Source organism: Oxynema aestuarii AP17 (assembly GCF_012295525.1).
GTDB lineage: Bacteria > Cyanobacteriota > Cyanobacteriia > Cyanobacteriales > Laspinemataceae > Oxynema > Oxynema aestuarii.
Genome location: NZ_CP051167.1, coordinates 2310904 through 2325554, shown reverse-complemented (window position 1 = coordinate 2325554; position 14651 = coordinate 2310904). Strand labels below are relative to the sequence as shown.

Annotated in this window: 11 protein-coding genes; 4 read left to right on the top strand and 7 right to left on the bottom strand. The window is 54.4% G+C overall.

Annotated elements, in window-relative coordinates:
* Positions 1-444 precede the first annotated feature (444 nt).
* Both HCG48_RS09440 and HCG48_RS09435 read left to right on the top strand, forming a co-directional pair.
* Positions 445-2475, top strand: coding sequence for a glycoside hydrolase family 55 protein (locus HCG48_RS09440; protein WP_168568937.1), 2031 nt, complete (start codon positions 445-447; stop codon positions 2473-2475).
* A 471-nt stretch (positions 2476-2946) separates the two neighbouring features.
* Positions 2947-3510 carry a glutathione S-transferase family protein gene (locus tag HCG48_RS09435; protein ID WP_168568936.1) on the top strand — a complete coding sequence of 188 codons (564 nt, stop codon included), beginning with the start codon at positions 2947-2949 and terminating at the stop codon, positions 3508-3510.
* A 70-nt stretch (positions 3511-3580) separates the two neighbouring features.
* Here HCG48_RS09435 and HCG48_RS09430 read toward each other — a convergent pair whose 3' ends face one another.
* From HCG48_RS09430 to HCG48_RS09420, 3 genes are all read right to left on the bottom strand, one after another.
* The gene (locus HCG48_RS09430) at positions 3581-3718 is read right to left on the bottom strand and encodes a photosystem II reaction center protein K (RefSeq protein WP_168568935.1); all 138 of its coding nucleotides are present in this window, start codon (positions 3716-3718) and stop codon (positions 3581-3583) included.
* A 76-nt stretch (positions 3719-3794) separates the two neighbouring features.
* Positions 3795-4910: a tRNA guanosine(34) transglycosylase Tgt gene (gene tgt / locus HCG48_RS09425; RefSeq protein ID WP_168568934.1), complete on the bottom strand. Its 1116-nt coding sequence runs from the start codon at positions 4908-4910 to the stop codon at positions 3795-3797.
* Positions 4911-4964: 54 nt separating this feature from the next.
* Entirely contained in the window at positions 4965-5417 is a 453-nt protein-coding gene (locus HCG48_RS09420) for a hypothetical protein (protein ID WP_168568933.1), read from the bottom strand.
* 336 nt (positions 5418-5753) lie between these two features.
* Between HCG48_RS09420 and cobS the strand changes: the two genes are divergently transcribed.
* A complete protein-coding gene (gene cobS, locus HCG48_RS09415; protein ID WP_168568932.1) occupies positions 5754-6551 on the top strand; it encodes an adenosylcobinamide-GDP ribazoletransferase in 798 nt (265 codons plus the stop codon).
* Positions 6552-6679: 128 nt separating this feature from the next.
* Positions 6680-8569 (top strand): precorrin-3B C(17)-methyltransferase, encoded by a 1890-nt coding sequence (cobJ, locus tag HCG48_RS09410; RefSeq protein WP_168568931.1) that lies wholly within the window; start codon positions 6680-6682, stop codon positions 8567-8569.
* A 19-nt stretch (positions 8570-8588) separates the two neighbouring features.
* Here the strand turns inward: cobJ and HCG48_RS09405 are convergent, their stop codons facing one another.
* The 4 genes from HCG48_RS09405 to HCG48_RS09390 all read right to left on the bottom strand — a co-directional run bounded on the left by HCG48_RS09405 (position 8589) and on the right by HCG48_RS09390 (position 14533).
* Positions 8589-10361: a CHASE2 domain-containing protein gene (locus tag HCG48_RS09405; protein ID WP_168568930.1), complete on the bottom strand. Its 1773-nt coding sequence runs from the start codon at positions 10359-10361 to the stop codon at positions 8589-8591.
* Between the two features lie 21 nt (positions 10362-10382).
* Complete coding sequence (locus tag HCG48_RS09400; protein WP_168568929.1) at positions 10383-11186, bottom strand: DUF928 domain-containing protein; 804 nt, start codon at positions 11184-11186, stop codon at positions 10383-10385.
* 154 nt (positions 11187-11340) lie between these two features.
* Positions 11341-13974 carry a CHAT domain-containing protein gene (locus HCG48_RS09395; protein WP_168568928.1) on the bottom strand — a complete coding sequence of 878 codons (2634 nt, stop codon included), beginning with the start codon at positions 13972-13974 and terminating at the stop codon, positions 11341-11343.
* Between the two features lie 160 nt (positions 13975-14134).
* The gene (locus tag HCG48_RS09390; protein ID WP_168568927.1) at positions 14135-14533 is read right to left on the bottom strand and encodes a response regulator; all 399 of its coding nucleotides are present in this window, start codon (positions 14531-14533) and stop codon (positions 14135-14137) included.
* Positions 14534-14651 lie beyond the last annotated feature (118 nt).

The window sequence follows — 14651 nt, the reverse complement described above, 5'->3', positions numbered from 1 at the left end:
AGCAATTGGGGCGATCGCTTCGAGTTCGCACGCCTTTTGGATAGCCAAATCGGGCAGATTTGTCCCGAGGAATATTCTCAAGGACTTTAATATTAAAAATCGTGAAGTAAACTAAAGTCGGAATCGCTTAAAAAATCCCGGTTTCCATTTGTAAAGGGTTCGATCGCTCGGGGAATAAGGGTTTTCGCTCCGATCGGCTTGCTGTCATTGCTTTCGGGGTTGTTAACGGAAAATGCCGAACATTTCCACCCCGAGGAGGGAGCGATCTTCACCCTGTGAAATTTTTCATTTCCTTGCAATCAAAAAGTTACAAATTGCGATAATCGTCCCATTAGGAACCTTTCAAGTTGTGGACGATCTCGATTCCGGGCGATCGCGACTGCATACCCCGCTCGATCTCAATTCCCCCATGCTATGACTAACTTTTGAACTCCGAAGATTCTGATGTTGACCTCTCTATCGATCGGACCTTTATTATTGGTCGCTACTTTCCTCAGTGCAGTTGGGATTGGGGCGATCGCTCCGAGGGCGATCGCCCAAACGGACGAAGCATCCATTCCAGAATTGGCCGAATCGATCGCCGAATTGAGTCAAATCCAAAGCGAAGCGATCGCCTTTCCCGAAGATGCGGCGATCGTCGATGTCACGCAAGCCCCTTACAACGCCGTGGGTGACGGCATTACCGACGATACGGCAGCCATCCAACGCGCTCTCGACGCCTACCCCAACGGCAACAAAATCATTTACCTCCCCGAAGGCACCTATTTAATCTCCGATCGCCTCACCTGGCCCGAAGGGCGCCCCGGAGCCACCGACTACAAGCGCACGATTTTACAAGGCGCCAGCACCAACGGTACGGTTATCAAACTCCAGGACGACGCCCCCGCTTACCAAGACAGAGACAATCCCCAAAGTCTGATTTACACCGGACCCGCACCCGCCCAACGATTTCGCAATGGCATCCGCAACCTGAGTGTCGATACCGGGAACGGCAATCCCGGCGCGATCGCCATCCAATTCAATGCCAGCAATCAAGGAACCGTGCGCGACGTTAAAATCCGTTCCGGAGATGGATCGGGACTGTACGGGTTGGACTTCGGGTTTACCGACGAAATTGGACCGTTACTGGTTAAAAATGTCGAAATTGAAGGCTTTGACGTCGGTATCCGCACTGGATTTACCGTCAATAGCATCACCTTCGAGAATATTCTGCTAACCGACCAAAACCAATACGGTCTCGTCAATGGGTCTCAAGTCCTTGCCATTCGGGGCTTGACCAGTCACAATCGGGTTCCGGCAGTGTACAACGCCAGCGATAACGGCGCCATTACCCTCATCGATGCTTTATTACTCGGCAGCGACGAGGGACAAATCGCGATTAAAAATGAAGGAACTCTGTTTGCGCGCAACATCACCACGAGTGGCTATGGTGGCATTATCGAAAATGATGGCGTTTTAGCCGTCGAACCGGGAGTATCCGAGATCGACGAGTGGGTTTCTCAAGAAGTCTTGAGCCTGTTTCCCAGTCCGCCGCGATCGCTCAACTTGCCAATTCGCGAAACTCCCGAGGTTCCCTGGGACAATCCCGACAGTTGGGTGAATGTCATGGATTTTGGAGCGTTTGCAGATGGCAAACACGACGATACCGCAGCGATTCAGGCGGCGATCGACTCGGGCGCCCAAACCCTCTTTTTTCCTTCACAAGGAACCTTTACCGTCAACGGTACGGTTCGCATCGGCGGGAACGTGCGACGGTTGATCGGAACCGAGGGACGAGTCAACGGTAACGGCTATTTCGAGATCGTCGATGGAAGCTCGGACGTGGTGGAGATCGAGCGATTTGCGAGTTTGGCCCGAGGAATCGTCCATACCTCCTCGCGCAGCCTGATTTTGCGTCATTCGATCCTCGACAGTTACCAAAGTGCTTTGCAAGGGGCGGGGGACGTGTTTATCGAAGATGTAGCTGCTTCCCCGTGGACGTTTAACGGTCAAAATGTCTGGGCGCGCCAGTTCAACGTGGAATCGGACGAAACCGCCAAAATCACGAATAATGGCGGTAATTTGTGGATTTTGGGCTTAAAAACGGAACGGGGGAATGTGGCGATCGACACCCTCAATGGGGGGCGCACGGAGGTACTGGGAGCCCATATTTATTCCACTGCCGATTTTCCCTCGGAGTTGATGTTTAGAAGTGTTGACTCGTGGGTGTCTTTCGCTGGGGTTCGCGAAACCAATTTTAACGGCAATTTCTTTCGCACGGTGGTTGAAGAAACCCGAGATGGAACCACGCGATCGCTCGTCTGGAAAGAAGCCCGAGGCGGCGTCAACGGGAGTTTGCTCCCCTTGTACGTCGGTTATCCTTCGGAGGCGATCGCCCGCCAACCTCAATCGGTTCCGGAACCGAGCGCGATCGTCGCCTTGAGCGGAATTGGCGCGATTCTGGCCTCTCGGCGTCGGCGGAAACCCCAGGGCTGACATCTTTGTTTAAAGAGGATACAGTCCGTACTAATTGATTGGTAAAGTTTGATGTCATTGACGAGACTTTTGGAAAAGCAATGGTACATTAATAAGTGAAGCAACCGAGCTTCCCTGGCAGATCGAACAGTTAATGTTCAATTCGTTTCACTGAAGAGGTAAACGCTGTTTCATTACACATCTGTCTCGTCAAACGAACAAACCCGACCTGAAGACTAATATCTCCTTATTTAGCAAATAGAGAGCAATGCAACTGACCGATTGAGTTCGAGTGAGTGCAACTCTAGGAAAGCTTGAGAAGGAAAGGAGATGACTTAGCGAGTAAGGGGCGGGTTTGTTATTTTGCGTCGCTTTACCCTTTGATTCCCTGGCAGGATTTTAGCCACCCGAGGAGAAAGAGATCCCGGAGAAAAACCCAATTGCCTCTCAAAAACCTACAATAGTAAGAGTTTTTACTCAGGAGCGTGATTGGTGTTAAAACTCTATGGTGGCGCCCGCAGTCGGGCTTCGATCGTGCAGTGGTATTTAGAAGAATTAGGGATCGATTACGAATTTGTTTTCCTCGACATGCAGGGCGGAGAACATTTACAACCGGAATATTTAGGGATCAATCCGATGGGGAAAGTTCCCGGAATTGTCGATGGCGATTTCAAGCTGTGGGAATCGGGAGCGATTCTAATTTATTTATCCCAAAAATACGGTCGAGCATCGAGATCGGTGACGGAAGAAGCAGAAATTTGTCAGTGGGTGCTGTTTGCGAATGCAACCCTCGGTCCGGGGTTGTTTGTCGAATCGAGTCGCGATCGCGAAGCGCGGCGTTTGTTGAGTCCGCTCGATGAAATTTTGGGGCAACATTCCTATATTATCGGCGATGAATTTGGGGTAGCCGATATCGCCGTGGGGTCGATGTTAATTTATGCGAGCTTGATGTTGAATTTCGATTTCAACGAATATCCGGCGTTGAAGGATTACCTACAACGAATTGGCGATCGCCCGGCGTTTAAAAAGACGATCGGCGCGCGTTCTCATTCGTAATTGAACCCCATTGCTGAAAAAGGGCGCCGATCGCGGCGCCCCAGGAAAGCCCGTAAAGCGAGAATTCGATTTATTTGAAACCGACTGCAGCTTGCCAAACAAAAGCCAGCAGCAAGAAAAACACCGGAATAACTGGCATGACATCGACGAGCGGATCGAAGATTGAATAAGCTTCCGGCAGTTTTGCCAACAGCATTGCTGCTTCCATCTTGATATCTACCTCTCCAACACAGATTTCATAATTGAAACAGATTTTAACATGGTTGGCGATCTGATTTTTATTTTTACGAGGGAGCGGCAGCGAGCCAACTGGCAAATTCTTCAGCAAAGCGATCGCCTGCGATCGCCTCGCGAATGCGGCGAGTGAAGCGCATTAACTCGGTGATATTGTGAATGGAGAGCAAAGTATAAACCAAAATTTCGCGCGATCGCCACAAGTGATTGAGATAAGCGCGGCTGAAGTTCTGGCAAGTATAACAGGGACAGTCCCCGTCGAGGGGGGTAAAATCTTCCGTAAAGCGGGCATTTTTAATATTCCAGCGATCGCCGCCCACCAACACCGCACCGTGACGAGCCCAGCGCGTCGGAATCACGCAATCGAACAAATCTACCCCCGCCGCGATCGCCCGAACCATTTCCCTCGGCGTTCCCACCCCCATCAAATACCGGGGCTTGTCTGCGGGTAAATGGGGCGCGGTCACCTTAACAATTTTTTCAATTAATTCCGGCGGTTCCCCGACGCTGACCCCGCCAATCGCGTAGCCGGGTAAATCCAACTTCGCCAGAGACCGGGCCGCCTCGGCGCGCAAATCCGGGTAAACGCCACCTTGGACGATCCCGAATAAAGCGCGATCGCGCGGGTCGTGGACGGCGATGCACCGTTCCAACCAGCGATAGGTTCGGGCCGTGGCTAACTCCACCTCCTCCCAGGTCGCCGGATAGGGCGGACATTCGTCAAACGCCATAATGACGTCCGCGCCGAGGGCATGTTGGATCTGGATCGACTTTTCCGGCGTCAACTCGATCGTGCGACCGTCGCGCGGCGATCGAAACGTCACTCCTTTTTCCGCGATCGTCCGTAAAGAACTCAAACTAAAAACTTGAAATCCACCGGAATCCGTCAGCATCGGGCCAGTCCACTGCATAAACTCGTGCAGTCCACCTGCTTTCGCCACGATGCGTTCCCCCGGTTGGAGGTGTAAATGATACGTATTGGCCAACACCATCTGCGCCCCCGTCGATCGTAACTGCGCTGGCGTCAGCGTTTTCACGGTTGCCAAAGTTCCTACAGGCATAAATATCGGTGTTTCTACCGAGCCGTGCGGCGTCTCGAACCGTCCAGCCCTCGCCTCGGTGTGGCTGCACTTTGCCTGGGTGTTAAACGTAAAATGGTGACCCAAATTTCGCGGTTAATCTAGATAGCTTTTCAATCTTTCCTCGTTTCCTGCCTCTTGTCAAAACAATAATGGGCCTTCGTCGTCAATTTCGGCATCGAGTTTCGCCGAAATCACTTCCCGTAAAACCGCTTCGAGAGTGGAGGTTTCGATTTGGCGAGCGGCGCGATCCTGGAGCGGGTTAGAGAGAGGAATTAAGCGCAAAACTTGCCCCTCTTGAATTAAATCAAAATAAGATTGAGAATCCGGAGCTTGTTGGAGTTCGAGACAGTCAAAACTACAGACGTTAAGATAAATCCCGTGGTTGGCGATCAAGGTCGAGCGGTTGGGATCGGCAAATACTTCCATAATGTAACCGTCCCCTTCACTGTGCAGTTGGTTGCCGTACCAGTGGACGTAACGAACTCGCCCCAAATCCCCGAGGACTCTGAGCATATCTTGTTTGTTGACGACAATACCAGTATCCACAATGCAAGGAGGTGGCACCCTGGTATTGAATGGATCGTGATTCATGGTAAAAAACCACCTTTGGTGTACAATCTTTACCCCTCCAAAATTCAGAAAAGAATTTGATGGCGGGCATCAAGAGGGAGTCGTTAAAAGTTTTTGTGTTTCGATGGCGAACCGGATCGAATTTAGACCCGGCACGATCGATACAATTCTGGCACAGGTTCTCGATGGGAGGTATCCGTAAAATGGCTGAAAAATCGCAAGTCGATTCGATCGCCCGTGGGCGACCCGATCGCCCTATCCAGCAGGAATACTCATCAACGGACATCGGCGGGGGAGAACACCGTCGCCGCTCGGGTGAGGTCTACAACTCGTGTAGTGAGAAATCGAGAGCCTGAAATGGATAAATACAAGCCTCACTTTTGGGAGGCGATCGTCCAAACCAGCAAAAAATTGGGGGCGGGACTCGCCGCCGCGATCGCCTTTTATACCTGTTTGCCCGTGCCGCTCAGTTGGACCCTAGAGTTTCGCGGTATTGCCCGCTTCGCTCCCGCCGTCGGCTTGGGCGTCGGAGCCTTGCTAGCCTTGTTCGATGCCCTGTTGCATCTGCTCGACATGCCTATCTTAACGCGCACCGTCTTAATCGTCGGCATTTGGATCGCGATCACCGGGGGACTGCACCTCGATGGAGCCATGGATACCGCCGACGGACTCGCCGTCCAGGATCCCCAACGCCGATTGGAAGTGATGGCAGACAGCCGGACGGGCGCCTTCGGCACGATGGCAGCGATCGCCATCATCTTGCTGAAAACCGCCGCCCTCAACGATTTGGACAGTTCCCGCGCGATCGCCCTGATGGCTGCCGCCACCTGGGGACGCTGGGGACAATTGGTGGCGATCGCCCGCTATCCGTACTTGAAAGCCACGGGAAAAGGAGCCTTTCATAAAGAATCGATGCACTCGCCGTGGGATTTACTGCCCGGTTTGGCGATCGCGATCGCCCTGAGCGTCATTCAAGGGTCGGTCGGCGGTGGGGACTGGAGTTTGGCGATCGGGATGGCGAGTGCGGGCAGCGCGATCGCCATTCTCACCGGAGCGTGGTTTAACCAGCAACTCGGCGGTCATACCGGAGATACTTACGGCGCCGTCGTCGAGTGGACCGAAGCCCTATTATTATGCGTTTTGGCAGGATTTTGAGAGATTTGAGATTGAGAAAGTGGCGCTGTCCTTGCACCCGCTAACCTCTGACGGCTTCCCCTGCGAACCCTTCATGCTTAAAAATGATCGCGAACTGAGCAAACTATTTTGAGGAGCGATCGCCAACCATGGCCTCTGTATTAGAAGAATTTCAACCCATTGCAGCCATAGCGACCACCCCACGAGGCGTCCGATGCTTGCAACGGCTGGGGGAAGATCCTCAGATGACCCTTTGGGTCGGCGAAGCCCTCGGCGAAATGCCCCGTACTCGGGTTTACTCCGGTTCTCTCAAAGACCATTTGAGCGCGATCTGGAACGAGACCCGCGCCCTTGTTTTTTGCTTGGCGACCGGGGCCGTCGTGCGCTCGATCGCCCCCTTATTACAAAACAAACAACAAGATCCGGCGATCGTCGTTATCGACGAAGGGGGTAAATACGTCATCAGCTTGTGTGGCGGACATCAACGGGGGGCCGATCGCCTCGCCGAGTCGATCGCCCGCCAACTGGGCGCCACCGCAGTGTTGACCGGGGCATCGAACGCCCTGGGATTGCCCGGTGCGGATGTTTTGGGCGAACCCTTCGGCTGGCAACGGGGGGTCGGGGACTGGAATGCGGCGAGTGCGGCGATCGCGCGCTCTGAAGCGGTCGAAGTCGTGCAGGAGGTCGGCTGGAAGATTTGGCAGCAGCATCTGCCGCCATCTCATCCCTTTGTCGGCGAGGGATTGAAGCCGATGCCCCCCGTTGCCGACCTTGGCGCCCGCATCTGGATAAGCGATCGCCGCGTCCCGACCCATCCCGAACCCGAGATCCCCGAAATCCGGTGGCATCCGCGTGTGTTGTGGGTGGGGGTCGGCTGCGAACGGGGAACCTCAGCTCGCGTTATCGAGACGGGTATCGAGCGGGCCTTATCCCAAGCGGGGTTGGCGCCCGAGGCGATCGCCGGACTGGCCACGATCGCCCTCAAAGCCGACGAAATCGGCTTACTCGAACTGAGTCGCGATCGCCACTGGCCCTTAAAAACCTTCGAGGGGTCGGAGTTGCGAGCGATCGCCGTTCCCACCCCCTCCGCCGTCGTCGAGGCTGAAGTCGGCACCCCCAGCGTGGCGGAAGCCGCAGCATTGAGGGCCGCCGGAGCCAGCGAATGGGCCGAAGCGCTGGTCGTGTCCAAGCAAATCTGCCGCATCGACGGCGAACCGGGGGCGGCGACGGTGGCGATCTCCCGTGCACGACGGGAATACAGCGATCGCCCGGGTCAGTTGTGGCTCGTCGGCACCGGGCCGGGTTCCCTGGAGCTGATGACCCCCGCCGCTCAAATGGCGATCGCCGGAGCCGATGCGATCGTGGGTTATACTCTTTACGTAGACTTAGTATCTCCCTTATTGCGTCCCGGTCAAATCGTTGAATCCTTGCCGATTACCCGAGAACGAGAACGGGCCGAACGGGCGATCGCCTTAGCCGATCGGGGTTTAAAAGTGGCGGTGATTTCCTCGGGAGATGCGGGAATTTACGGCATGGCGGGATTGGTGTTAGAACAGCTCGCCGCGAAGGGTTGGGACGGTAAAACGCCAAAAGTCGAAGTGTTGCCCGGGATTAGCGCCGTCAACGCGGCGGCGGCGCGGGTGGGAACGCCGTTAATGCACGATTTTTGTGCGATCAGCTTGAGCGACTTACTGACGCCGTGGGAGGTCATCGAGAAGCGCTTGCGAGCGGCGGCGGCGGCGGATTTTGTCGTGGCCCTGTACAATCCGAAATCGCGCAGCCGCACGGAACAGATCGCGATCGCGCGGCAAATCTTGCTAGAGGAGCGATCGCCGGATACCCCGGTGGCGTTGGTGCGATCGGCGTATCGCGAAGACGAGCGCATCGAGCTGACGACCCTCGATCGCCTCTTCACTTGTGAGATCGACATGTTAACCACCGTGTTAATCGGCAACCGCAGCACGCGACGGCATGGAGACTGGATCGTGACGCCCCGAGGGTATTTGGGCTTTGACGGTCCGGCAGGTTCCCCCAGTTAACGAGAGGGGTCTCGGTGCTTCACTTGCAGCGATCGCCGACGGGGGGAGAGCCGAGGGAGACGCAATCGCGACCCTGTCGCTTCGCCTCGTACAAGCCGCGATCGGCGATCGCGATCGGATCGCTGGGGTCCGATTGCCAATCGGGGATCGACGTGGCGACCCCACAACTGAGGGTGACCACCTCGTTAATTTCCGAGGTCGCATGAGGAAGTGCCAACGATCGCACGCGAGTGCGGATGCGATCGGCCACGCCGAGAGCGGTTTGGGCATCGGTATTGCCTAAAATTACCGCAAATTCCTCGCCCCCGTAGCGGGCGACAAAATCTCCGGCCCTCACGGCCCGTTCGATCGCCCGTGCCACTTCTTGCAAGCAACGATCGCCTTCGAGATGTCCGTAGGTATCGTTATAACGTTTGAAATAATCGACATCGCACAAAATCAGAGATAAGCTTTTGCGATCGCTGGCATGACGGCGCCATTCCTGTTGTAAATACTCGTCAAAATAGCGCCGATTGGCGACTTGAGTCAGTCCGTCGATAAAAGCTAAATTTTTCCACTGTCGCGTATAGTCGAAAGCAACGGCCAACACCGCCGCACTCAAGGCGATCGCCGGGGTAAAACTCGGCAACCACCAACCGTTTAAAAAAAGCCAGTAACTCGTGGCGATCGCGCCGAGATTGCCGACGGTAATTTCCGCCAGTAAAATCCGACCGATGCCGATCTTTTTTTTCTTGAAAAACTTACTATTTAATACTAAAAAACTGCCGATCGAACCTAAGCCCGCCCACAGTACAATCCATAATTTTTCCTGAATTTGACTGACCGTTAACAGGAGGGGACGACCGTCCAGGGCAGCACCGAGTAATTGACTGATCGCATTGGCATGAACGATCGGCCCTTCCATTGCCAAACGGTTGTCAAAGGTGGCATTTTTGGTGTTATAAGGGGTGTGGAAAATATCTTTGAGACTCGGCGCGATCGCCCCGATCAAGACCACGCGATCGTGGATTAACTCCCGAGAAAACCGATTTTCCAGGACATCGGTGAGGGAAATACAGGTAAATTGGTCGCGATCGCCACGAAAATTCAAGAGCATTTGATAGCCCCCGGTATCGATATTACTGTAGCCACCGCCATGACTGGACAAAGGTTTTAAAACAGCCCGACCCAAACGATAAGTTTTCGTCTTGGAATCGACAATTTCCGGCGTAATCCCTTCAGCTTTCAAATACAACAGGGCGAGTTGAACGGACAAACTACTTTTCATCGTCTCGTTCCGATGAATAGACATTAAATGCCGCCGTACTTTTCCATCGGGATCTAAAACGATATCGGAAAAACCAATTTGTTCTAAGTGCGCCAAAGTTGGCGCCGGGGGAATCTTGTTCCCGACAACTTTTTCAATACCGATTAAATAAGGTGTCGAGCGGTAAATTTCTTGAAGTTCGTCGGAACCGGGTTCGACCGCCAAATTACGATAGAGATCGACCCCGATCGCCCGAGGTTTGTAAACTTTGAGATGGGCGATCGCCTCGGCCAAAACGCGATCGCTCATCGGCCATTTTTGTAAGAATTCGATATCCGCTTCGTCCACCGTGACGAGGGTAATTCGGCGATCGGGTACTTCGAGGGATCGCCACTGAAAAAAGTGGTCTAAAAGGTTCAGTTCGATAAATTCAAAAACCCCGAGTCCACTGGTCACCACGGTTAACGTAGCGACGATTAGACTAGTCAGAGTAACGCGCCCTCCGTATTGCCAACGATCCTTGTTGAAGCCTCGCACGACTGACATGCTCTATCTATACCGAGAATTTTAGCGAGGAGAAGAACTGGCATTGAGTGGGATCCTGGGTTCTCCGGCTATCTTCTCCAAACCGACCGATTCGAGCAGTTGTTCCCAAATCCGATCTTGATTGTCCGTCGCTGGCGACTGGCGCCACTGGGCCGCGATCGCGAGCGCATCGTACCACAAATGATTTTGCAAATAAGGGGTCAATTGTGCGTGCCAAGCGGTGCCCTCCTGGGGAACCGAAGTGCTTGTCTCGCGACCGGGATTGGAGAGTGACGGATCCGCCATTACCCGTCTGACATGTCCGGAAACCATCGGATCTCCGGGACGCAAGGCGCGATCGCAGGCGACGCTGAGGAACCAGGTGTAATCGCGATCGGCCACCAATCCCGGTGCGTCGGCGGGGAGTGTAATTTCGATGACTCCTGGGGAGCGCTCGATGGCGATCGACTGCTCGTAATAATAGCTTTCCCCCTCGTCGCGCAGGGTAAACACCGCCTGACGGGCGGAGGTTTCGGGAATGTAAACAAAGAAGGTCGGACGTTCTCGCGCACTCAACGCTTGGTCGCGATGGGGAACTAATGGGGTTAACGAGGCGTTTTCCGTGGGGAGATCCCCCGGACACAGGCCCACAGAAGCGGGACGAGTTCCGGCCCCTTCGGTTTGTTCCGGTTCGCCTTCTCCGGGAGGCTCGAAAAAACCCAATACTGTAAATCTATTCAGATCCACCGCAAGGGGTCGGGCCAAGACTGGAGCGATCGCGATCGGAGCGATACTCAGTCCAATCCCGAGCAGGATTGCAGACCAAACCTTTGACTGACGGCTCATCATTTTCCTCTTCCTTACACGGTTTGTTAACGACTATATGAAAGATTCTGATTCTAAAGTCCCACTTGTTTTACAACTTCACCGACGTGGAGATCGGCGATCGCCCTACTCGATCGATCCTCCTTAACTCCTCAATTCTAAGCGCTTAATTTTGTCAAGACCAGTGACCGACTAATACGAAGGCCGCCCAATAAAAAGGATGCTCGTATGAGGACTGTTCTTTTAAAAATAATTGCGCCTGACGCAGTGCTTGCGCCTTGCTGGTTTGAGGTCGAGCCAGAAACTCGTAAAACTTTTCCATCAGCATCGCCGTCGAGCCGTCGTGAACGGACCACAAACTCGCTACCGTACTGCGGGCGCCGGAGTTGACCGCCACCCCGGCCAAACCGAGCGCCGCTCGTTTGTCCCCGAGTGCGGTTTGACAGGCACTTAACACTAATAATTCAATGGGAGTTTTATACGGCTCCTGACGACTTTCTAAAAGTTGGCTGAACTCTTCGAGATCGAGACGGTCGTCCCAGGTGAGAATATAGGTTTCTTCCCGACGAGAACTGAACTGGCCGTGGGTTGCCAGATGCAAGACGCGAAAGGGTAAATCCTCCACTTGTTTTTGCAGCATCGTCGAGGTAAACGCTTCGTCGAGAAAGGTTTGAGTCTCGGTATAGGCTGCAATTTTTTCTAATTCTAATTTGACCCCCGGTAAGGGAGAAAAGCCGCGCCGACCTTGGGCCAATCCCCCGGCAATCACCTGTAAGGAATGGGGGGTTAGGGAGGTGTCGCCGAGTAGTTGCAGTCCCGGGGCCACGGCGAGGGCGTATTTATCGATCGCGTAGCGTTCGCCGTCGTAAAGAACCGCCATCGGCAGATTTTTTAACGCTCCTTCCAAGACGAACACCAGGGTTTCGATCTCGGCGCGAACGAGTTCGGGTTCTAGGGGAGCGAGCAGCCAGCGATAGAGTTGCTCGGACAGTTGCAGGCGTTTGCGGTCGGAAAGGGCCGGATTGAGCGATCGCAACAGTTCTTCGACCGTTTCCTCGACTTCGGTCTGGGACACGAGGGTTTCGTGATAGCTCAGGGTTCCGTCCGGGAGGGAAACGACGATCGCCAGACGGCGATCGAGCAAGATCGGATAAATCACCGCAGCATGGCGGTCGAGACCCGCGATCGGTTGCGGTTTCGCCTGCAAACACGGCTGTTGCAAGAAGTTTTCTAATTCGATCAGTTGCAGGTTTTCTAGGGTTTTCAGGGCTTGTTTGAGCCGTAGGGGAGATTCGCGAATCTCCCCTACGGCGATCGCAGCGCCATTGGGTCTCGGTTGCAGGAGCAGATCGACAAATTCGCGATAAATCGGTTCGACTCGTTCGCGGAAGGAAAACTGGACTTCCTGACTGATAGCGACCAGTTCCCGGCGCAAGGATTGTAAGGTATTGACCGCTTCGCCATAGGCGGCGATCGCCCCGTCGAGATCGCCCGTGCGCCCTAGCACCCGTCCCAAACCCCACTGCCAGCGATAGGCAATATGGTCGGCGTGACTGTGCAACGCCAGAGCGAGGGCTCGGTCGAACAACGATCGCGCGCTGTCGAGTTGTCCGGTACGTTCGTAAAGCTCTCCGAGGGTGCCGAGGGTATAGGATTGGGCGATCGGATCGCCGAGTTGTCGGGCTTCTCTAAAGGATCGCCCTAACCGTTCGCCCGCGTCGGCGAGGCGATCGTAATACTTCTGTTGGGGATCGTTTAAAATCGCGATCGCGTAGTTGACGCGGGCGTAAATTTCCTCCCGTCCTCCCCCATCGAGGGCGTTGAGTTCCGGTTCGAGAACCGCTAACAAGGCTTCGATTTCGGCATGGCGATCCTGGGGGATCAGTAAATGCAGGTGGTTGAGTCTGGCTTGAACCCGTAATAAGGGACGAGTCGCCGTCGCGGCGGCTTTCTGGTAATAGGCGATCGCGCCGTCGTCGTCGCCGAGCAAATGGGCGTTGTTACCCCGATCGATCCAACTGGTGGCGAGGGGATTGGGAGAATTGAGGCGCTCGAACAATTGATGGCTTTTTTCGAGCAGTTCGCGAGCGCGCTCGAATTCCCCCGCGTGCTGCACGGCTAACGCCAAACTTTGCCACCCCGTCGCACTCAGGGATAAATCGGTCTGTTGCTGGAGTTGAGTTTCTACTTCTTCTAACAGTAGATTTGCCTGTCGGTAGTCTCCCAACATTTGCAAGGCTTGTGCTTGGTTGATTTGACTGCCGAGTACCCCGAGGCGATCGCCGAGGGCCGCGTAGCGATCGCGCGCTAACTCCCAGGTCTGAACCGCCCCTTCGAGATCGCCCATGGCAAACCACACCGAGGCTCGGGCGTTGGTCGCTTTCGCTAAAATGGCAGCTTCGCGGCGATTCTCCTGGGGAGACGCTTCGCGAACCCCCGACGGCGACGTTTCGAGAAGTTCAAAACATCGTGAGATCGTCTCCCGCGCGGCGGACCAATCCCCTAATTCGCGATAGGCCAAACTCAGATAGGTCAAACTCAAGGCGCGATCGAGGCGATCGTCTGCGCGAGTGGCCGCCTGTTCCCACAAGCGCGCCGCTTGCGCGTACTGCCCCTTCGCGAACAATTCCCGGGGGTTTTCGACCGACTCGGACACGGCGATCGCCGATTCTGGAGGAAGATTCAGGTTGCTGGTTCCACGAGCCTCACTCACTAGGATTAAGCAGGTCAAAAAGGCGAGTAAGATGGAGGCGATCGTTCGCCGTCTTCGCCGCCAAGGAGTCCAGTGCGATCGTCGATCTTTATTCATGCTCGTTTTCAGCCGTCGGGTCGGGTAGTCGAGTCCTGATTCTAGCCAAAACCAACGACAACGCCACTAGGGCTTGAAATTTGGTGGTTTGGACTGGTGCGATCGCCCCGAATTCGGCTCTCGAATTTCCCTCGCTCCAGTGAGGGGGTCTCGATCGAGGTTATTTTGGATCGATTTTAGACAGAATTTCCGATAAAAAGGCTTGATAGTCGATCACGGGTTTGGCAATATAACCATCTGCACCACTTTGCGCCAGCAGTTCTTCGCGATCGCCTGCCATGGCGTTGGCGGTTACTAAAATCACGGGTAATGCCGCAGTGGCGGGGTCGGCTTTGAGCATTTGGGTGATTTGCACCCCGTCGATGGGTTGACCCTGGTAGCGACTGTTCGCCAAGGCCACATCCATTAAAATGACGTCGGCTGTTTTGGTGTGGGCAATTTGCAACACTTCTTCGACATCTTCGGTATGTTTGACTGCCAAACCGCCTCGCTTGGTCAAAATTTTGGAAAAAACTTGGACGTTGATCGGATTATCTTCAACGATGAGAACAGTTTTCATGTTAGATTCCCCGCTCGACTAGATCGAGAACAATCGCCCTCGGGGCGCGATCGCAGTCTGGAGCTTTTGAGTAGCAATGGTCGAGTTGTTCGACGTTCAATAACAGCAAACACCGCTT

Bases quoted from the DNA above. Each gene is read 5' to 3' on its own strand.
- HCG48_RS09440 (WP_168568937.1), top strand. From the start codon at position 445: ATGTTGACCTCTCTATCGATCGGACCTTTATTATTGGTCGCTACTTTC.
- HCG48_RS09430 (WP_168568935.1), bottom strand. From the start codon at position 3,718: ATGGAAGCAGCAATGCTGTTGGCAAAACTGCCGGAAGCTTATTCAATC.
- cobJ (WP_168568931.1), top strand. From the start codon at position 6,680: ATGGCCTCTGTATTAGAAGAATTTCAACCCATTGCAGCCATAGCGACC.
- HCG48_RS09405 (WP_168568930.1), bottom strand. From the start codon at position 10,361: ATGTCAGTCGTGCGAGGCTTCAACAAGGATCGTTGGCAATACGGAGGG.
- cobS (WP_168568932.1), top strand. From the start codon at position 5,754: ATGGATAAATACAAGCCTCACTTTTGGGAGGCGATCGTCCAAACCAGC.
- HCG48_RS09395 (WP_168568928.1), bottom strand. From the start codon at position 13,974: ATGAATAAAGATCGACGATCGCACTGGACTCCTTGGCGGCGAAGACGG.
- HCG48_RS09400 (WP_168568929.1), bottom strand. From the start codon at position 11,186: ATGAGCCGTCAGTCAAAGGTTTGGTCTGCAATCCTGCTCGGGATTGGA.
- HCG48_RS09420 (WP_168568933.1), bottom strand. From the start codon at position 5,417: ATGAATCACGATCCATTCAATACCAGGGTGCCACCTCCTTGCATTGTG.
- HCG48_RS09390 (WP_168568927.1), bottom strand. From the start codon at position 14,533: ATGAAAACTGTTCTCATCGTTGAAGATAATCCGATCAACGTCCAAGTT.